This is a genomic window from Rhodococcus sp. JVH1, from assembly GCF_000280725.2.
GTDB lineage: Bacteria > Actinomycetota > Actinomycetes > Mycobacteriales > Mycobacteriaceae > Rhodococcus_F > Rhodococcus_F jostii_A.
Map to the genome: position 1 here is coordinate 930194 of NZ_CP166290.1, position 20340 is coordinate 950533.

General features: G+C 63.2%; 17 protein-coding genes and 2 pseudogenes. 16 read left to right on the plus strand and 3 right to left on the minus strand.

All coding sequences use genetic code 11. The annotated features are described in order from the left end of the window. Positions 1–108: 108 nt before the first annotated feature. Both JVH1_RS41850 and JVH1_RS41855 read left to right on the plus strand, forming a co-directional pair. Positions 109–846 carry a glucose 1-dehydrogenase gene (locus JVH1_RS41850; protein ID WP_009476123.1) on the plus strand — a complete coding sequence of 246 codons (738 nt, stop codon included), beginning with the start codon at positions 109–111 and terminating at the stop codon, positions 844–846. 602 nt (positions 847–1448) lie between these two features. Further along, positions 1449–2456 carry an NADP-dependent oxidoreductase gene (locus JVH1_RS41855; protein ID WP_083849775.1) on the plus strand — a complete coding sequence of 336 codons (1008 nt, stop codon included), beginning with the start codon at positions 1449–1451 and terminating at the stop codon, positions 2454–2456. A 337-nt stretch (positions 2457–2793) separates the two neighbouring features. Here the strand turns inward: JVH1_RS41855 and JVH1_RS41860 are convergent, their stop codons facing one another. Together JVH1_RS41860 and JVH1_RS41865 are read right to left on the minus strand one after the other, a co-directional pair. After that, on the minus strand, positions 2794–3315 hold the full coding sequence (locus tag JVH1_RS41860; RefSeq protein WP_009476119.1) for an IS30 family transposase: 522 nt from the start codon (positions 3313–3315) through the stop codon (positions 2794–2796). Positions 3316–4022: 707 nt separating this feature from the next. Continuing rightward, the gene (locus JVH1_RS41865; protein ID WP_009476118.1) at positions 4023–4832 is read right to left on the minus strand and encodes an MBL fold metallo-hydrolase; all 810 of its coding nucleotides are present in this window, start codon (positions 4830–4832) and stop codon (positions 4023–4025) included. Positions 4833–4847: 15 nt separating this feature from the next. Between JVH1_RS41865 and JVH1_RS41870 the strand changes: the two genes are divergently transcribed. Continuing rightward, the gene (locus tag JVH1_RS41870) at positions 4848–5441 is read left to right on the plus strand and encodes a hypothetical protein (RefSeq protein ID WP_009476117.1); all 594 of its coding nucleotides are present in this window, start codon (positions 4848–4850) and stop codon (positions 5439–5441) included. Here JVH1_RS41870 and JVH1_RS41875 read toward each other — a convergent pair. After that, positions 5428–6177 carry an IclR family transcriptional regulator gene (locus JVH1_RS41875; protein WP_009476116.1) on the minus strand — a complete coding sequence of 250 codons (750 nt, stop codon included), beginning with the start codon at positions 6175–6177 and terminating at the stop codon, positions 5428–5430. The two genes, JVH1_RS41870 and JVH1_RS41875, sit on opposite strands and share 14 nt — an antisense overlap. 157 nt (positions 6178–6334) lie before the next feature. Here JVH1_RS41875 and JVH1_RS41880 point away from each other — a divergent pair, with 157 nt between their 5' ends. From JVH1_RS41880 to JVH1_RS41940, 13 genes and pseudogenes are all read left to right on the plus strand, one after another. Further along, entirely contained in the window at positions 6335–7708 is a 1374-nt protein-coding gene (locus JVH1_RS41880) for an NAD-dependent succinate-semialdehyde dehydrogenase (protein ID WP_009476115.1), read from the plus strand. A gap of 148 nt (positions 7709–7856) precedes the next feature. Further along, positions 7857–9839 (plus strand): NAD(P)/FAD-dependent oxidoreductase, encoded by a 1983-nt coding sequence (locus JVH1_RS41885; RefSeq protein WP_237735194.1) that lies wholly within the window; start codon positions 7857–7859, stop codon positions 9837–9839. Beyond that, entirely contained in the window at positions 9820–10656 is an 837-nt protein-coding gene (locus JVH1_RS41890; protein WP_009476113.1) for an alpha/beta fold hydrolase, read from the plus strand. The genes JVH1_RS41885 and JVH1_RS41890 overlap by 20 nt, the downstream gene beginning before the upstream one ends. 39 nt (positions 10657–10695) lie before the next feature. Beyond that, complete coding sequence (locus JVH1_RS41895) at positions 10696–11511, plus strand: SDR family NAD(P)-dependent oxidoreductase (protein WP_009476112.1); 816 nt, start codon at positions 10696–10698, stop codon at positions 11509–11511. Positions 11512–11664: 153 nt separating this feature from the next. Beyond that, positions 11665–13020, plus strand: a complete 1356-nt coding sequence (locus tag JVH1_RS41900; protein ID WP_009476111.1) for an MFS transporter — start codon at positions 11665–11667, stop codon at positions 13018–13020. Positions 13021–13093: 73 nt separating this feature from the next. Then, a complete protein-coding gene (locus tag JVH1_RS41905; RefSeq protein WP_043779853.1) occupies positions 13094–13996 on the plus strand; it encodes an NAD(P)-dependent oxidoreductase in 903 nt (300 codons plus the stop codon). 87 nt (positions 13997–14083) lie between these two features. Then, entirely contained in the window at positions 14084–14413 is a 330-nt protein-coding gene (locus tag JVH1_RS41910) for a YidH family protein (protein ID WP_009476109.1), read from the plus strand. Next, entirely contained in the window at positions 14389–14727 is a 339-nt protein-coding gene (locus JVH1_RS41915; RefSeq protein ID WP_083849774.1) for a DUF202 domain-containing protein, read from the plus strand. The genes JVH1_RS41910 and JVH1_RS41915 overlap by 25 nt, the downstream gene beginning before the upstream one ends. A gap of 102 nt (positions 14728–14829) precedes the next feature. Beyond that, a complete protein-coding gene (locus tag JVH1_RS41920; RefSeq protein ID WP_009476107.1) occupies positions 14830–15561 on the plus strand; it encodes a sulfite exporter TauE/SafE family protein in 732 nt (243 codons plus the stop codon). Between the two features lie 297 nt (positions 15562–15858). After that, positions 15859–16092: pseudogene (locus JVH1_RS41925) on the plus strand (NADH:flavin oxidoreductase/NADH oxidase); the annotation flags it as partial. A 58-nt stretch (positions 16093–16150) separates the two neighbouring features. After that, positions 16151–16894, plus strand: a pseudogene (locus JVH1_RS41930) (peptidase dimerization domain-containing protein); the annotation flags it as partial. A gap of 907 nt (positions 16895–17801) precedes the next feature. Continuing rightward, positions 17802–17972 (plus strand): hypothetical protein, encoded by a 171-nt coding sequence (locus tag JVH1_RS41935; protein WP_009476105.1) that lies wholly within the window; start codon positions 17802–17804, stop codon positions 17970–17972. Between the two features lie 679 nt (positions 17973–18651). Beyond that, a complete protein-coding gene (locus JVH1_RS41940; protein WP_009476103.1) occupies positions 18652–20277 on the plus strand; it encodes a Na+/H+ antiporter in 1626 nt (541 codons plus the stop codon). The last annotated feature ends 63 nt before the right edge of the window (positions 20278–20340 follow it).

Here is a 20340-nt window from a genome sequence, read left to right on the forward strand (position 1 = left end):
GAAACTGTAGCGCGGTGCAATCTTCTAAGGATCGCAACCAAGCGCCAGGGCGGCGACACAAAACATAGGATCTGTTCGTTTGGTTCGTCACGATGAGAGGTGCATTTCATGGGTCGGTTGAGTGGCAAGGTTGCGGTAGTCACAGGTGGCTCACGCGGCATGGGCGCCTCGCATGTGCGTTTCATGGTGAGAGAAGGAGCCATGGTGGTGTTCAGCGACCTCCTTGAGGCTGAGGGCAAGGCACTGGCAGACGAGCTGGGTAAGAATGTCGCATTCGTACCGCAGGATGTGACCAAGGCCGATGACTGGGGAGTGGTGATCCGCACCACCGAGGAGCGCTTCGGTCACGTGAACGTCCTGGTCAACAACGCGGGCATCGCGCCGGCCGGATCGTTCGAAGAAACCACCGAGGAGCAGTTTCGCCGAACCTTGGACATCAACCTCATCGGTACGTGGCTGGGAATCAAGTCCGCCCTCGTCTCGATGCGCGCAGCAGGCGGGGGATCAATCATCAACATCTCGTCCGCAGCCGGGATCATCGGAAACAAGAACTATGCGGCGTATACATCGTCTAAGTTCGGCGTGCGGGGGCTGACGAAAGCCGCCGCCGCCGAACTCGGACGCGACGGAATCCGGGTGAACTCCGTTCACCCCGGTATGATCGCCACCACGATGCTCGAGGGCACTCCCAACGATCTGCTTGCGCGTGTGGTGGAAGGCATCCCACTCGGTCGAGTTGCTCAGCCTGAAGAGGTCTCGAACCTCGTGCTCTTCCTTGCCTCAGACGAGTCAAGTTATTCGACAGGTTCGGAGTTCATTGTAGATGCGGGCGTCACCGCTATCTGAGGTACCGACGGCAGAAACTGACAATAAGAGCTAGCTGCATTCCTCGGTGTGCACCCCGGACAATCCGCCGACGCCATTTCGGGGCCGACTCGGATGTTGGTTGTCGCCAAACAGCGAACATGCAGGTATCAGTGAGAAATATTTCGCAGCGTCGGGTACGGACCGGCACTTTTTAGGGAAAGCCGGATTCAAAGCCAATCCTGCTCGCATCCTCACTGCCGAAGGTGCCAATACTCTTGAGAAGCAGTCAATTACATACAGATTCATCGCTGAACAGATCGAGAAAGTTCAATCATTCTTCGGGATGTATTGCTGAGCGAGGCGATAGCTTGGCGCGCCCACGTTGGAAGGCCGGTAATCTGAGTTGGCCCGATGTAACGTGCGAGTCTGCGCATACGTACACGGCGCCATCGGCAGCGCAGAGTCCATCGTTACGCGAGCGATGTTTCGCGGTGTCCACCAGTTAAGGCATCTTTATGAGACTTCGAGCACGAATAATCTCTAGAATTAGAGTTAATTTATTCCGAACAAGTCGGACAGTCCGATGTCAACTACCGAATTCCGAGATTTATTTCCTATGAGGAATAGCTTGTGAGGACAGAATGACACTGCGTAAGAATCGAAAAGCCGTACTCGCATCCCGCCCACTCGGATTACCGAATCGAGGGAATTTCAGAATCATTGATGACATAGTTGGCGAGCTTGGGCCGGGGCAAGCTCTAGTCGAGAACCAATACTTATCTGTTGATCCAGCGATGCGTGGCTGGGTTAGCGATGAGTCGAACTATGCCGATCCAGTTGCCATTGGTGCTGTGATGCGCGCCTCTGCCGTGGGCCGGGTAGTTTCAAGCCGATCGACTCATCTGAAACTCGGAGAGATTGTCGTCGGAAGGTTTGGATGGCAGGAGTATGCCATTGTGGACGACATGACCGAAGTAAGAGTTGTCAGCGCGTCTTACCCTCCTTCTCTCGCCCTCGGCGCGTTGGGTGCCAATGGAGTCACTGCCTGGCTAGGGTTTATGAATATCGGGCAACCAAAACGCGGTGATGTGGTCGTTGTGTCCACCGCTGCTGGCGCAGTCGGGTCTCTCGTTGGCCAACTCGCACGACTGGCCGGATGCCGCACGATCGGCATCGTGGGTAGCGATGAAAAAGCAGACATTTGCCTGAACGAGTTCGGTTACGACGTAGCAATTAACTACAAATCGGATACGTTTCTCGATCATCTTGAAGACGCATGCGCTGATGGAGTTGATATATATTTCGATAACACATCGGGTCGAATTAGCGACGCTGTCATGGGCTATCTAAACAAAAATGCTAGGATAATCGTATGCGGTACAGCGGCGATTGAATCCTGGGATCCCTTACCTACTGGTCCTAGAATTCATCGGCAGCTGCTGACAAAGCGTGCGCGGATGGAAGGATTCTTGTTGCAAGATCACAGTCACGAATTCGATAGCGTAGTTGACCATCTTACTACTCTTGTGGATAGCGGTGCGCTAAAATACAGAGAACATGTTTTGGTAGGCATTGAGCGTGCGCCTGAAGCTCTTGAACTGCTCTTGAAAGGTGGCAACCTCGGGAAGACGATTATCCAAGTCGATTGAAACAAGGTTATGATCGACCGCGTGGAATTGCGCATGTGAGTGCGCCCGACGCACGGAAATCGGTTGCCATGGAGTCGATGGCGACGCTCAATACAATTCTCAGGAACGCGGACAGTTGCGTGATGGTGAGGGGACCTACCGGCATTTTCCGGTGGGTTCCTGACCGGAAAATGCTGGAGGTGAGTGGCGGGGATAGCAGCCGGCGTAGCGGCGGATTGTGGCGGTCATCGCTACAGCAGTCGTTCCATCTCTTCGATGGGTGTGCGAAGGCCTAGCCGTTTCCGGTGGCGCTGATTGAGTTGCCGTGACACGTTCCAGGTCCGCTTCGAGTGCACAGTCAGGTCCGTGCCTGAGGGGAAGTGCTGACGGAGAATGCCGTCGTATTCTCGTTGGTTCCGCGCTGCCATGGTGAGTGTGGATCACAGAAGTAGATGTCGATGCCGGTGGCCGCGCTGACGCTCTTCCAGTCCCGCATCTCCGAACCCTGGTCCCACGTCAGGGTCCGTCGCAGGTTAGCGGGCAGCGTCTCGAGGTGTTCGGACATCGCCGGCGCGGTGTGCTCGGGCTTGTATTCGCCGCCGGGCAGATGAACGAGCGTGCCGGTGCCCGTCGAACGTTCGACGAGTGTGCAGATCGCGCCCAGATTCCGTTTGCCGACAATGCGATTTGTCTCCCAAGGTCCATGATCAGAACGGGCGTTCACGTCTTTGGGGCGGTCGGCGATATTGGCAATGTCGGGGATCCAGTTCTTGCGCTGGCCGACCTTCCGACTGGGTCGGCGCAGCCGACGTCCAGTCCGCAGCGATCGGGTGAGGGTGTGTTCGAGTCCGCCGCGGACGGTTGGTAGAGCGATTGGCAAATGGTCTGGGTGCTCACCCGCATCTGTGGATCGTCGATGACATCCACGCTCGAGCTGGACATGGCCGCCCCATCGATAAACTGATCGAGCGAGCGATTCACCTGCACGGCCGTGAAGTGGTTGAGGCCGGTGCAATCAGGGTGCTTGAGGCACTGAAATAGTCTGCCGTTGCCCGCTCAGCGATCGGATAGCGGCACAGTGCTGTGGCACCCCGATGCGGCAGTCGGAGCACGATCGATCGAACCCGGAAAGTATCGGCGGCTTGCACACCGAATCCGGACGGGTTAGTCATGTCTTATGACCGAGAACCCGGGAACCCGCGCGGGTCTGAATGTCGGCGACGAGGTCAAGGTTCATGCTGAGGGAACCTCGGTGTTCACGACGACAGCCCGGCCTACCCCGTCCTGAGCCGGGTCGCCGCCGATCAGTGGCCGCAGGTCTTCGACGACTGGAACCACCTCGCCCCGTGGCGTCAGACGCGGCGCTCAGAGTTTTGCGGATGCACTCGGATTGGTGACACAAACGAAACAGGCCACACCGCTTTTCCACCGCGCTCCTTTGCGGTGCCCGGTCGGTGTTGCGGGCAGCACTGTTTTACCCACGGACCGCTCACCCGCACCTACTCGATAGAGCAGAGAGCACGAAGTCCGCAGTGACCTAACGCGGCGCGTTCGCGATCTGGGGAGCGAATTGCGCCCTTTGCGGTGTCAGGTCTGGCTGACCTGCACTTCGTTGTCGGTGATCTGGAAGCTCATTAGATCTTGACCGACGGTCAGCGGTCCGTCGTAGCTTTCCCGGGTCCGCTCGATGAGGGTCTCGTCAGGGATGCCGGGCACGCGTCCGGGGATTCCGTTGACGATGTGGCTGTATACCGCCATCTCCGGGCGGGTCTTGGCGAAGATCTCGCCCGCCTGCCGCGGATTGGTGTGGTGGGCGTAGACGTTCGGCAGCGCCGACGGGTCTTGGAAGTCGGCGACTTCGTGGATCAGGACGTCGACGCCGGTGCCGTAACGGATCACGTTGTCCACTGGCACGGTGTCACCGCTGATGAGTACCGATTTGCCGGCGTAGTCGACGCGGTAGCCAACGGCTGGTTCGATGGCGTTCTTCGGGTCGTGTTGCACCGTGAACATGGTCACCGCGACACCGTCGCGATCGAAAATCACTCGGTCACCTTCGAATTCGTGGGAGACGATCGGTGTCGTGGCAGGGTCGACTTCCGCGTCCGCGACGCGGACGTCGATGTCGTTGCGGAACGTCTGCACGAGTCCGTCGCCAATGCTCTTCACACCGGCCGGTCCGTATAGATCGAAGGCGCCCTCGCGTCCGCCGAGTGCGGGGATGTATCCGCTCAGCCACATGTCAGCGAGGCCATTGACGTGGTCGGAATGGAAGTGCGTCAGGAAGACTCCGTCGATCTGTCCGAGCGGGACGCCGGCCTGAGTCAACCGGGTGGTCGCGCCGCGTCCTGCGTCGAAGACGAGATTCAGTCCGTTGGCCTGGACGAGGGTGGACATGCCGAACCGAGCTTGATGCCGCTCAGTGTCCTTTCACCGTCGGGAGCAATTGAAGCGGTGGTGAGGTCGAAGGTGCACCCGGACAACAGCTGGGATGCTGTGACACGTCCTTTGAGGATTGTGGCGAACACGAGAGTTTGTTTACACAACGGCGACATCGATCGGGACACGCTCGCCGAGAATCAGTGGGGGCGAACCTCTTCGAAGGCCAATTCCCAGTGGACGGTGCGCGGTGACACTGATGAACGCCCCGAGATCACCCACCACCCCGATCCCACTCGTCGCCGGTGGGCGGATCCGCTTCGCTATCGAACCTGCCGTCCCTACACCGTCCGCGCACTCTCGAAGCACTTCGTCGTCTGCACCCGCCCACGCGACTTCACCACCGGTGAGTTTGTCTACTCGGTCATCGACTGGCGCAACGGAATCCGCGGCCCGATAAACGTGATCGGACACGGCGCGGACGTGAGCACTGAGGAGCGGTGCCGGGACCTCCTCGCGGATCTGGAAGCGGCCGGTGGGAGATCGGCCACCGAGACCGCGTCCAACTCGACATCCTCGACCGATACGATTGGTCGGCGGGTATTTCCCGTTCTTAGCGTCCCATGAGGTGGACGACCAGGCTTGCGTGAATGCGCTGCACCGTCTGTTGCACGTGGGCGACAGCCCATGGCATCCGCGCTCGGGTGAGCCGCATCGACGGCCCCGACAGGGAAATCGCACCGAGCGGATTTCCGCTCGGTGACTTCACCAGCATGGCCACAGCGTGAACCCCGCGTTCCGCTTCGCCGAAGATCGGAAGGTAGTCCCGCTGCACTCGAATCGCCCGGCGAAACGCTTCAATGTCTGCATAGCCACTGTCCTCTGGCGGCCCGTCCGTGTAGATGGCAGTGAAGGTGTCCTCCGGTATCGCCGCGAGAAGAAGTCTGCCGGTTGCTGCGATGTGACTGGGTAGCAAGACTCCCATTCTGCTCCCTATGCGCAGAGGCTGCGATGCTTCGACGCTGTCGATGACCCTGACCATTTGTCCTTCGAGGGTCATCAGGTGAGCCGTTTCGTCGGTCTCTTCGACAAGCCATTCGATGTGCGGTCGGACGAGCTCCGCAAGTTGTGCAGTACTCACACCCGCCGGACCGTCCACAGGCCCGGTGTAGGTGTAGGTCCGGTCGGAGTTCTGTTTGGCGAAACCGTTACCGCAGAGACTGCCGAGGAGTCGGTGGGCCGTCGACCTGGCCACGCCCAGTTCGTCGGCGGCGTCGCTGACTCGCGCCGCGTCCGTGTGCTGCAGATAGCGCAGCAGTCGCAACACGTTGTCCGCCGAGGTGTAGGTCGCAGCATTCGACATAGCGGAATTCTAGCCAGAATCATTCTTCTATGTCTAATGCGCGTTGTAACGTGAGTCACGCGCCAACGAGGTAAGTGACCGGCCCCCATCCGACTGCCGATCGTGGCCGACCGCTGAAGCCGATGGTGACATCTACCAGTTCCAGGAATCGAGGATCATGAGCTACTACGCCACCATCAATCCGGCAACCGGTGAGCGGGTATGCGAGTTCGACCGCGCAACCGAGGCGGAGATCGATGCCGCGTTGGCGAACTCGGCAGCGGCATACCACGGTTGGCGTGCGGTACCCCTGGCAGAACGCGCCGATATCCTGCGACGGATCGCCAAGACCTGGCGCGAGCAAACGAACGACCTCGCTCCCACACTGACCGTCGAACTAGGCAAGCCGGTCGCACAAGCACGAGCGGAAGTCTCGTTGTGCGCCGACATCTTCGATTACTACGCAGACCAAGGCCCAGCTTTCCTCGAGGACGAGGTTCTCTCGATCGCCGCCGGCGGCACCGCTGTCGTACGCACCGAACCGATCGGTCCACTGATGGGGGTGATGCCGTGGAACTTCCCCTACTACCAGGTGGTCCGATTCGCGGCACCGAACCTGTTACTGGGCAACACGATAGTGATCAAACATTCGCGGAATTGCCCACAGTCCGCCCTCGCCATCAGCCGGATGTTCGCCGACGCCGGGCTGCCCGGCGACGTGTATGTGAATGTGTTCGCCGACAGCACACAGGTGGGACGGATGGTCGCCGACTCCCGCATCCGCGGTGTGTCCCTGACCGGCTCCGAGCGCGCCGGCTCCGCCGTCGCCGAGATCGCCGGCCGGCACATGAAGAAGTTCGTCCTCGAACTCGGCGGTTCCGACCCGTTTATCGTGCTCGACGACAGTGATCTCGACTCGTCGGTCGCCGCGGCAGTGAACAACCGGCTCTACAACGCCGGTCAGGCGTGCACGGCATCGAAGCGTTTCCTCGTCCTCGACCAGGTCTACGACCGGTTCCTCGACAAGTTCACCCGAGCCATGGATTCCGTGAACCCCGGCGACCCAACCGATCCGGCGACAACTCTGGGGCCGCTCTCGTCCCGCCACGCGACCGACGAACTCGCCGAGCAGGTCGACGATGCGATCGACAAGGGCGCGACGCTTCTGACCGGCGGACGACGCTCCGGCGATGCCGACGCCGCCTACGAACCCACGGTTCTCGCCGGGGTGACTCCCGATATGAGGGCCTACCACGAGGAACTGTTCGGACCGGTCGCCGTGGTTCATCGCGTCCGGGACGAGGAGGACGCGATCGTCGTCGCGAACGAGTCGCCGTTCGGTCTCGGTGCGGCTGTGTTCACCGGTGACCCCCAGCAGGGACGACGAGTCGCGGAACGTTTGGACGTGGGCATGGTGTGGATCAACGGCACCAGCAAGAGTTCACCCGATCTGCCGTTCGGCGGCGCGAAGTGTTCGGGAGTCGGTCGAGAGCTCGGTCGATTCGGCATCGACGAGTTTGCCAACAAGAAGCTCATACGCACCGTCCGCTGACGCCTCCCGGGGTGCGCCTTCCGACCGTGTCTCGCCGCCTTCCTCGATTTCCCAGTCTTCACCACCATCCGAACAAAGATCTCTCGAGCCTCGCCCGCGCAATGGCCACACTCGCGGAGCGCAAGGTTGACGAAAGGGTGCAATTTTGATGATCAAAGCCCAGTTCAAGTCCATGTCGGTCGCCGAGCTGACAAGGAAGCTCGCGTCCGCGGAAACCGCGTCGTTGCTCCTTGCCCTGGTGGAGATGACCGGCGACACCGCATCGCTCGACCGGTGGGGCAAGTGGATCCAGGGTCCGACACCGATCAATGCCGAGTTCCCCACGGCCGAAGCCGAGGAAATCCGGGCTCGGGTCGCCGACCTGCTGATCGAGCGGGGGGCACAGACGGAGCGTCTGTCGGAGGATTCGGAGCTGTTCCGGGCGCTCACCGCGGCCGCGACCGACCGGGTGATACCCGATGCGGAGAAGCCGCTGGTACTGAAGGAAATGGGCCTGCTCGACGAGGCGTTCGTCGACTGGGGCGCCGTACGACCGGATCGTGCGGACCAGTTCCCGGTCGTGATCATCGGTGCCGGCATGTCCGGGATCGCCACCGCGATCCACCTCGAGCGGATGGGGATTCCGTTCGTCGTGCTCGACAAGAACGACGAGGTCGGCGGCACCTGGTTGGTCAACACGTACCCGGGATGCGGGGTCGACATCGCAAGCCACTACTTCTCGTTCTCCTTCGCGCCCAAATCCGACTGGAGCCGGTACTACGCGAAACAGCCGGAGATCCTCGCGTACCTGAAGGACATCGTTCGCACCTTCGGTATCGGCGAGAAGATCGAGTTCCGCACCACCGTTCAGTCGGTTTCCTACGAAGAGGCCACACAGGAGTGGGTCCTGGAAATCCGGACCGGCGACGGACCGGCCCGAACCATGCGAGCGAAGGTGGTTGTCAGCGGTGTCGGCGCGCTGAGCACACCCTCCGTCCCGGAGCTTCCCGGCCGAGGGGAGTTTCGGGGAAAGGTGTGCCACTCGGCGGAGTGGGACCCGACCATCGACGTGACCGGTAAGAAGGTCGTCCTGGTCGGGAACGGGGCGAGCGCCAACCAGATCGGCCCGGCGATCGCACCTGATGTCGAAAGACTGACGGTGCTGCAGCGCAGCCCGCAGTGGGTCAACGGTGTCACCGGGTACCTCGACTCGGTCCCCGAGGACGAGAAGTGGGTGCTCTCCAACCTTCCCGCGTACGAACGGTGGTTCCGGGTACGGACCATGCTCTCGATGAACGACATCATGCGCCCCGCGGCAACTGTCGACAAGAACTGGGACGGACCCGAGGGAACGATCAACGAGGCCAACGAAAAGCTGCGTGAACGCCTGATTGGCTACATGAGATCCGAGCTCGGGGAGCGGCAGGATCTTCTGGACCAGATGGTGCCGGACTTTCCCCCGATGATGAAGCGGATGCTCCGCGACAACGGCTGGTGCCGGATGTTCGGACGCCCGAACGTCGAGCTGGTGACCGGGGCGGCCAGCCGGTTCACGGAGAACGGCATCGTCGACGAACACGGCCGGCAGCACGAAGCCGACGTCATCATCTTCGCGACCGGTTTCAAGGCGGCGCGCATGCTCTCGTCCTACGAGGTCGTCGGCCGTGACGGCGTCTCCATCCGCGACGTGTGGGGCGAGGAGGACCCGCGCGCCTACCTCGGGCTCACGGTCACCGGGTTCCCCAACCTCTTCATCCTGTATGGGCCGAACACGAACATCGGTGTCGGGGGAAGCATCTTCTTCCAGGCCGAGGCCCAGAGCACCTGCATCGCCCGGCTGATCCGCGACATGATCGAACGCGGCGCCTCCAGCGCCGAGGTCCGGCAGGACGTCTTCGAGGACTACAACCGCCGCCTCGACCAGGAGATGGAGACGCTGATCTGGTCGCTTCCCGTCGGTACCACCTGGTACCGGAACTCGAAGGGCAGGGTCACCGCCAACATGCCCTGGACCTCAGCCGACTACTGGAACATGACCCGGTCCACGTCTCTGGACGACTTCGTCGTGCGTTACCCCGACGACGAACGAGGAACCGCACACGCCGACGATATCTACCGGGAGTTGGACAGCGATGTCGCACGTACGCACTGACCTGACCACGCCACGGTTCTTCGCCGAAGGCACCAAGCCGGAGATGAACCCGGACACCGATACCTGTGTCGTATTCGTCCACGGCCTCGGCGGCAACTCGATGGTCCACCATCCACTGCAGGAAGCCGTCGCCGGTATCCACGCCACCGTCGCAATCGACCTCATCGGTCTCGGCCGGAGCCGGCACAGTGTTCCGGAATCAATGGAGACCTGGGTCGACCAGATCCAGGAGGCCGTGGCCGCGGCGGGACGGTTCCAACACCTGATCCTCGTGGGACATTCGTTGGGCACCTTGATCGCTCGTCGTGTCGCGGCCCGCGACGCGCGGGTGGATGCGCTGGTGCTGTTCGGTCCGATCACCGCCCCCAGCGACGAGCAGCGCCCGATCTTCACCTCGAGGGGACAGGCCGCCCTCACCGACGGCATGCCCGCCGTCGCGGACAATTTCGGAGTCGCGAGCCTCGCCGCGCACACCCTCGCCGGCAAGCCGCTCTCCGTTGCCCTGGTTCGGGAGTTCCTCCTGGGACAGGACCCCACCAGTTACGCGGCGTGCTGCGCTGTCATCGGTGACGCCACCGAACCCGGTGCTCCGATGGCCCAGGCATGCCGGGCGTTACTCGTCCGAGGATCCGACGACAGAATTTCCTCGCACGAGCTGGTCTTCGCAGTTGAGCACAGCCTGCGGCCGGCACAGACGCGGACCGTCGTCCTCGACGGAGTCGGACACTGGCCGCAAATCGAATCCGTCGATGTCTGCACCCAGCTGCTCCTCGAACACGTTCACAACACACACCCGCTCGCACACGCCGGCCACTGAGCCGAACACACGACCTTTTCGTCGAAACGGAGAAATGACATGAAGGACCTCGAGGGCAAGGTCGCCATCGTGACCGGCGCCGCCCGCGGAATCGGACTCGATTACGCCCTTCGACTGGCCGAGCGGGGCGCGAACATCGCGATCTGCGACCTGAACCTGCAGTCGGCGCAGGAATACGACGAGGAGTTGAACCGTCTCGTCGACGGCGATCTCGAAAAGACGCTGCGCCAGTGGGGAACCGATGTGATCCTCGAACAGGTCGACGCCACCGACCGGGACTCTCTCCAGAACTTCGCCGACACGGTCCATCAGACCTGGGGACGCATCGACGTGCTGGTCTGTAATGCCGGCGGCGGCGGCAACTTCGCCGCACAGCGGCCCTCGGAAATCGAGGAGTCGGCGATGCACGCGACATTCGAGCGGAACATCTTCTCCACGATCCACACCGTCGCCGCCGTTGCTCCCTATATGAAGCAGCAGAAGTCCGGGAAGATCATCACGATCTCGTCCTTCACCGGGACGATGGTCCTCGGTGACGGACACGGCGCGGACTACGCCGTCGCCAAGGGGGCTGTCGCCCACTACACCCGCTGTCTCGCGCAAGACCTCGGTCCCGCGGGCATCACGGCCAACGCGATCGCCCCGGGTTTCATCGCCAGCGGTCAGTTCAAAGCCCGACTCGGCGCCGCCGACCCGAAACGCCTCGAGGAGTGGACCAACATGAGCGCTCTGCGCCGGCTCGGTACTCCCGAGGACTGCGCCGACCTCGTCGAGTTCCTTGCAGGACCGAAGTCCGACTTCATCACCGGCCAGGTCATTTGCATCGACGGCGGTATCACCCGCTCGGCGCACTGACCACCGAACGACCCTGCACGTCAATTCCGCCCGTGCCCCTTCACACGGCGGCGGAGAACCAGCTCTTCGCCGATACCACCGCCTGGGCCTACGCAGTGACGATCCACCCGCACGGGAGCACCGTGTGGGAGACGATATGACAAGGAATGTCCCATGACCACGACAAGTCAGACGAGTCAGGTGAAGCCGCCAGCACACCCTGTACGGTCGACTCCGAGCACGGCACGCGCTTGGACGGTGGCGATCGTCCTCTTCGTCTTCATGCTGCTGAACTGGGCGGATAAGGCGATCCTCGGGCTCGCCGCCGAGCCGCTCATGAAGGAACTGGGTCTGTCGGCCTCGCAGTTCGGCCTCGCGAGCAGCGCTGTCTTCCTCCTGTTCGGCCTCTCCGCCCTGTTCACCAGCACTTTGTCGGACCGAGTCGGAACCCGCCGCTTGCTGCTCGTCATGGCGGTGCTGTGGTCCGTCGCGATGGTCCCGGTCCTACTCGTGCCGACCCTCGGAGCACTCATCGCCGGTCGCACCCTCCTGGGCGCCGCAGAAGGCCCCGCCTCCCCGCTGGCCAGTATTGCCGCCATGAAATGGTTCCCCGCCGAGAAACGGACCCTTCCGGTCTCCATCGTCGTTACCGGCTCCCTCATCGGCCTCGCCGTCGCCGCGCCGACGCTGAGCTGGGTGATCTCGAACTGGGGATGGCGTTCGGCGTTCATCCTGATGGCCGCCCTCGGACTGATCTGGGCCCTCGTCTGGCTGGTCGTCGGTAAGGAAGGCCCGTACCTCTCAGCGGACACTGCTGAGGATACGGAGGCGGCCGCGAAGTCGGAGTCCGTCAGCACCGTCAGACTGCCGTGGTGGAAGCTCCTCTGCACGCGGACGTGGCTGTGCTTCACCCTCGGACTGTTCGCCGCCTACTGGACCTCCGCGCTGCTGCTGAGCTGGATGCCCCACTTCCTGACCTCTCAGCTCGGGTTCTCGGCGGTCACCGCCGGTAACCTCGTGGGTGCCGCAGCGCTGCTCTGCGCGATCGCGATGCTGTTGCAGGGCTTGATCGGTGACCGCGTCATGTCCCGTGGCGGCTCCAGCTGGATCGCACTCGGTTGGGTCAGTGGCGGTGCGGTCCTGACCAGTGGAGTCGCGATGCTCGTCTTCGCTGTGCTGCCCGGTAACGGCGTCGTGAATATCGTCGTGATGCTGGTGGCGTTTTCGTTGTGCCTGGCCGTAGGAAGCGCGGCACCCAACGCGATCGCCCACATCATCCCGTCTCAGCAGCACGGGTTGGGGTTGGGTTCCTACATCGCCTTCGGCACGTCTGCCGGGGTCATTGCGCCGGCGTTCACCGGTCGTGTCCTCGACCTCGCAGCTAGTGAGAGTGACGGGTATTTCATCAGTTTCGTCGTCTCGGGCGTGCTCATGGTGGCGGCCGGCGGGATGCTGATCGCCCTGGGTAACCCGGACCGGGACCGCAAGCGGTTGGAGGCGGCGTCCACGGAGTCGCGCCCGACGGCATAGCCGCGGCCGTCTCGATCCGCCCCGCCCCGCCACGCGCATTAGGCGCACAGACACCCTCAGAAGAGAGCAGCAGATGAATGAGAAGACAAAGGTCGTGTTCGCCGGTCTCGGGATCATGGGATTCCCGATCGCGAAGAGAATCCACGAAGCCGGGTTCGACCTCACCGGAGTGGACAACTCCGAGGCGGTCCGCGCCAATGCCCACGCCGCGGGGATCCGCATGACCGAATCACTCACCGAAGCCGTCGCGGACGCCGACGTGGTACTGATGATGCTGCCGACGGTCGAAATCTCCCGCCTGGTGTTCGACGAGGTCCTCACTCATGCCCCGGCAACCTCGATCCTGGTGCAGCTGGGCACGATCGGATACGCCGAAGCTGTGCGCGAGGCCGAGGCGGCCCGGACAAAGGGAGTGACCTACCTCGACGCACCGGTCATCGGCGGGGGTGCTCCGGCCGCCGAGGCCGGCAACCTGAAGATCCTGGCAGGCAGCGACGGGCCGATCCCGGCAGGAACGGAGCAGCTGTTCCGCTGCTTCAGCGCCCGCACCTTTCACATGGGCATCCCGGGCGCCGGACAGATGACCAAACTCGTCCACAACACCCTGCTGGCCTCGATCGCGACGTCCACGGCGGAAGCATTCGCCGTGGCGCGGGGTTTCGGCATTGATCCAGATGTGGCCTGGGACGTCTTTCGCTCGTCCTCGACGAACTCCTTCGCGCTCGAGTGGCTCTTCGCGCCAGCCCTGAAAGACGACTACAGCGGCGGCGCGAAGGTCGACATCCTCCTCAAGGACCTCCGACTGTACATGGACGCACTTGCGACTCGCGACCCCGGCGACGTCGTCACGCACGGTCTCGGGGCGCTCGAACTCTACGAGGACTGCCATCGGCTCGGACATGGGCAGGACGACATCGCCGTCGTCTTCAAGGTTCTCGGGGAGCGCGCCACGGCCGGAAATGGTCTGGGGGCATAGCCCTTCCACTCTTATCGGCCACCAACCACTCCCGCAACTCCGCGCCATCCGCATCGACGAACCCCGTCACCGTCACTAGGAAATATCGTGATAGACAGTGAACCCGACTACCGCTTCACACTCGCCAACGAACGCACCTTCCTCGCCTGGATCCGGACGGCACTGGCGCTACTCGCCGCAGGTGTCGCCGTAGGCCAGTTGTTCACGGCGACGCACGACGAATCCCTCCACCAAGTACTGGGAATCGTGTGCATCACACTCGCGACCACGATCGCGCTGGGCGCGTTCGTCCGGTGGCGGCAGGTGCAATCAGCGATGCGACGGGGTGACCCCCTACCAACCTCCTCCATGGTGCGACTGACCGTGGGCGGGGTCTGCGCCGCGGCCCTCGTATGCGGGACCTTGGTCCTCACGTGAACCTTGCGGACGGCCGAGATCCGGGACTTCAACCCGAACGAACCACTCTGGCGTGGCGACGCACCCTGCTCACCGCAGTATGCACGCTCTTGCTCTGCCTACGCGCCGCAACGACCGCGTCGTCGCCAGCTCTGCTCGGCGTCGTCGGACTTGTGCTGGTAACGATCGGCGTCCTGGCGTCGTGTTCGATTGTGCGCGCTCGCCGCTATCGGAGAAATCCCCACGACCCGCGCCCCATGCCTGACCTCGGCCCGGCGGCCGTCAGTGTCTCAATGGCGTTGGGGGCAGGCGTATGTCTTACCCAACTGCTCTGAACAGGTTCGCGACCGACCGGTCGGCGACTCGAGTACCCGGGCCGGTCGCCCCGCATCCAGCGTGCCAGAACCTGATCGGTGCGAAAAGGAAGGAGAGATGGCGTGGTCGTGGAGCAGTTGTTCCTGGGAGCAGTGGTCGTCGCGGTTGCGGCGGCGATCGGGGGAGTGTCGGGATTCGGGTTCGCCTTGGTCTCCACCCCGCTGTTCCTGCTGATCGGCCTGCCCCTACCGACGGTGGTGGCGATCAACTTGGCTTTCGGCATGTCGACCCGACTGGCCGTTGCCATTCAGTTGTGGCGGGAGATCGACTACGGCCGTGTACTGACTCTTCTCGTCGGCACTGTGCCAGGGATAGCTCTCGGGTGGCTCCTTCTCGAACACGCGGATACGGCCATCCTCAAGAAGGGGGTGGGAGTCGCCGTTCTCGTGGCGGCACTCGTGTTGGCGACGTCGCGGCCCACTGGCCGACGGTTCGGGCGTGCCGCAGCATCCGGGGTCGGCGCCGTAGCCGGTGTGCTGGGCATCGTCGCATCGCTGAACGGAGTACCTCCTGCGGTCATGTACGCCCGTGAAGGGCGCAGCGCGACCTCGACACTCGCCGACCTGGCCGGATTCCTGGTGTCCTCCAGCATCCTGTCCGCTGTGGTGGTCGTGATGAGCGCACCCCGCGACACCGGGACCATTCTGATCGGAGTCGCCTGTTGGCTACCGGTCGCGTTGGTTGTAACAGCCATCAGTACCCGCTTCGCACGGCGGCTGCCCGCGGACACCTTCCGCAAGGGAGTGATTGTGCTGATCGCTGCGGGAGGTTTGTCCGTGCTGCTCTCGACTTGATCCCGGCCCTCGAAGGCCCCACACTGGTCCTCCTCCACGCCGCACAGGTCCTCCACAACTCGGCGAGCGCAGGCGAAGTGACGGTTCCACACTCGCCCTGATGTGAGCCATCAGCCCACACCCGAGAGCAGGCAAACCACCCTCCGCCTCATCCGCGCCCGGGCCGCAGCACAACGCAATCGAAGTTATCGGACGAAGTAACTGCGCTTACGAACTTAAGGAGTACCTATGAGTAATCTGTTCACCTCATTGAAGCTGCGAGAACTGGAAACCCCGAACAGGGTCTGGATGTCGCCGATGTGCATGTACTCCGCCGCACCCGAAGGCCCGGCGACCGGCGCGCCGACGGACTTTCACCTCGCCCACCTGGCAAGTCGCGCGGCTGGCGGTGCCGGTCTGATCATGGTCGAGGCCACGGCCGTCCGACCGGATGGACGCATCACTCCCTGGGACCTAGGCCTGTGGAACGACACCCAACTGAACGCGTTTGCGCCAATCACAACCGCCATTCGCGCCCACGGGGCGGTGCCGGCGATTCAGCTCGCCCATGCCGGAAGGAAGGCATCGGTGGACAGCCCGTGGTCCGACGGTCGATGTCGCGATGGCCCAGCACGTGCTGCCCGCCCCGGCCGGCGTCGTGGGCACCCATCCCGGGCCGGTGCTGTCCGCGGCCGACAGCATGCGGATCACCGTCCACGGCCGCGGCGGGCACGGCTCCATGCCGCAGGCCACGGTCGACCCGGTGGTGCTGGCCGCGATGACCGTGATCCGGTTGCAGACCGTCATCTCCCGGGAAACCGCGCCGGGGGAGTCCGCGGTCCTCACCGTCGGCAGCCTCACCGCCGGAACCAAGAGCAACGTCATCGCCGACCACGCGGTCCTGCAACTCAACATCCGGACCTACAGCGACGCGACCCGCACCGCGATCCTGGGTGCGATCCGCCGGATCGTGATCGCCGAATGCCACGCCTCCCGGTCGCCGAGGGACCCGGAGTTCGAGTTGTTCGACCGTTTCCCACCCACCGTCAACGACCCGGACACCACCGCCCGGGTGGCGGCCGCGTTCGCCGAGCATTTCGGTGACCGCAGCCGGGTGATGCCGATGCAGACCGCGCGCGAGGACTTCAGCGACATCCCCACCGCGCTCGGCGTGCCGTACACCTACTGGGGTTTCGGCGGCATCGACCCCGACACCTACCGCACCGCCGAGCGGGCCGGGCGGATATCGGAGGATATTCCGGTCAACCATTCGGCGACCTTCGCCCCGGTGATCCAACCCACCCTCGACACCGGCACCGAGGCGTTGGTCGTCGCCGCACTGGCCTGGTTGTGACAACTGCGTGCCCGGTCACGGCAACCGTCGCGGGTCCTGCCGGGCGTGCCACCTGCTACGACCGAGACCCTCACAACGGCAAGAGCATATGCGGCTCTCGATGGGTTCCTCCGGGCGACCGATCCCTGACCTGGACGTGCCGTCTCCACGACCGTCGGCGAAGACCCGCAGCGGAGGCACTCGGTGCCGTCGGCCGTACGTAGTGTGCTCCGGGCCACGCCGATCAGTGATCATATGGCAGTTCGCACTTGCCGCCGCTCGCCGATTCGACGCGAATCCGCGGATCAGCTGAGACCGATGCGGGCGTGCACCACACAATTCTCCTTGAGTACCATCCGGCCGATCGTGACATGCAGCGATGACCGAGAACCGGGATCACGGGTTAGTTGAAAAGTGCCGTCGCAAGATGTGAAAGACATTGCTGAGCAGTGCAATTGCATTGCCGATAACATCCTTACGTCACCGGATGAATCCACGTCCTTGTGGTGCGACGTCGCAGAGCATGCATCGCATGCGACACGTGCTCTGCCCGACTGCCATGCAGAGCACGTGTCGCCCGTCTGCGGACAGTCGCGTCAGTCGGCCGACGTAACGGTCCACATTGCTGGATGGATGTGTGAAGAACCTGGGCTTTCGGTCATCGCTCACCGGAGTCGATGGCGGGCGGGAGTCTTTTACGCCGGAGTCGTACAATGGAGTACACGCCGATGGGTTTCTCGACCCCGGCGGTCGGCGATCTCGCAACACCAGGCGCTCGTATCGGTGTTTGAGTATCTGAGCAGCGCACAAGGCGTCCTCGGAATGGACCATCGACTGCCTCGCTCGGACTTATAGCGGCAGGACCGGGGAAACGGCGTGAATCGTGGGTGTGGCCGCGTGCCACATGCAATTACGACAAAGGAGCACTGTGAACAGTGGGCATGAGGTAGACGAACTGCTCTTCTACGACCCACAAGCGGAGATCGGCCAGGCGACAACCAGGCCGGACGGAGCACTGGCCGGTTCCGTCACCCCCGCCGCCAATCCTGAGAGTAAGACCGGCGAGGAAATCCACCGCATGCTCTTCAGTGCGCAGTGACATCGTCACGCGCTCTGCAGGTCCTGCACCACCCAGTTGTCCGGTTGCTCCGGCTGCGCCTAATACGGTGACGTTCATCGTGTTGCGCTTTTCTGTTCAGTGTCATTGCATTTCGGGTGGCGGGTGCAATCTCGGTCGCGAGGCGGGCGATCGACTCCTCGACGAGAGTGCGGGGCATTCCGCCCCAATCTGCCTGCCCGAAGAATCGGTCGATGCCCAGCACTTCGTGGGCGAGGACGACCTTCATGGTCGGCTCGTCGGCGCTGCCGATCCTGATGGCGTGCCCGGGGCGGGTGCCGGCGGCGAAGCTTGCCTGATCTACTGGAAGCCGCGGCCGCGGGCGGCTTGGGTCGAAGGCATTCACGGTAGAGGACACCTCCCGCGCAGTAGATGTGCAGGCTCCGGCGAAGAAATGTGTGGAGCTGAGCGGCGTAGACGCCGCACTCTTGGGCGCCGGCGAGAACTCGGGCACATCGACCGCGCCGAAGCGTTCCTCGATGGCGGTGAAGGCAAGCGCCCAGTATGTTCGATCTCGGTGACGAGCGAGCAGCACGGCCGAATCAGAATTGACACAGGCGCTCGTCGGCCTGCCTGGCAGAATCCATAGTATGGCTAATTATCTGAGTCGCGCAGTCGCGGCGATTGACCGCCCGTTCCAGAGTCGGGGTTAGAACCTCCGATGTTGGGGATTCTCGCGTTCGTTCTGCTGGCGGTTGCCGTCATCGTTGTCGTGCATCTCGTCGCCGACAAGACGGGGTTACCTGCTGCTGCGCTCCTGACACTGGCAGGTCTGGTGGGTGCGGCGTTGCCGATACCCGGCATCGAGCTCGATCCGGAGGTGATTCTGACCTTCGTCATTCCGCCGCTGCTCTACAGCGCAGCACTGAACTCGTCACTGCTTGCCATCGGGAAGAACCTTCGCTCGGTGTTCAGTTTGTCGGTGGCGTTGATAGTTGCCACCGCGGTGCTGGTGGGTCTCGGTATCGATCTGCTGATACCTGGTGTGACGCTTGCTGCCGGCATCGCGTTCGGCGCAGCCATTGCTCCGCCGGATCCGGTGGCTGCACTCGCGGTGGGTAGGCGGGCTGGATTGCACCCGAAGATCATCACCCTTATCGAGGGCGAAGGCCTGCTCAACGACGCAACTGCACTGACGGTGTTCAGCGTGGCCGTTGCGGCTGCGACCAGCGGCGGCTTCTCGCTCGGCCATGCCGGTGGTCTGTTCCTGCTGGCGGCGATCGGCGGTGTCTTTGTCGGCGCGGTCATCGCGTTCGCCGTTCGGCTGGTGCGCTCGGTGGTACGGGAACCATTGATGCTCAACACCATTTCGTTGGCAACTCCGTTTGCCGCGTACCTGCTGGGGGAGCAGTTGCACGCCTCGGGAGTTCTGGCAGTGGTAGTGGCTGGTCTGCTCGTCGGGCATGACACACCGCGCGCGGTATCGGGCGCCAGCCGCCTGCAGACCGGTGCGGTGTGGCGGCTGGTCGACTTCTTGCTCGAAGGGTTCGTGTTCCTGTTGATCGGTGAGCAGCTTCCGACGATCTTGACCGGACTCGACGCCTACTCCACCGGCACGATCGTCGTCGCGTCCGTCGCGAGCGTAGGAATCGTCCTGCTGCTCCGGCCGCTGTGGCTGACGTTCACCGAATACCTGCCGCGACGACTGCACATGCGCCTGGGCGCGGAAGGCGCCGACGACAATCGGCGATTGAGCGGCAAAGAGGTGTTGGTGCTCAGCTGGGCCGGCACCCGCGGCGTCATCACGCTGGCCGCCATCTTTTCGCTGCCCCTCGTCACGTCGACCGGGGCGCCGTTCCCGGGCCGCGATCTGCTGCAGTTCTGTGCCTTCGTGATCGTGCTCGTGACATTGGTGGGCCAGGGAATGACGTTCGGCCCGCTGGTCCGTGCGATGGGCTTGCAGGCCGACGCCGCAGACGAGGCGCGGCTGCGGAACGAAGCGCGCGCGGCATCGGTGAGCGCGGCGCTGGCGGGACTGGACCAGATCGCTCACGACGAGGGACTCGAGCCGGGCGTGACCAGCGCATTGCGAACGAGCTTGGACCAACGCGCCGCGCGTTACCGCCGTCGGCTCGAGGCACTGCAGGATTACGGGGACGGCACGAGCGTAATTTCGCCGGCGTTCGAGTCGGCACTGAGCGCACGGCATCTGGTCATCGACGTCCAGCGCGAAGAATTGCTGCGCTGGCGCGATGCCGGCCGACTACCCGATGCGAGCCTGCGAATCCTCGAACGCGAACTCGATCACGAGGAGTACGCCCTGGGGTCAGGAGCGGGTCCGCGATGAGCGACTGATCCGGGGGGCGCGTGGGTGCGGCACCGAACATCTGCAGTACGCCGTTTCGTCCCC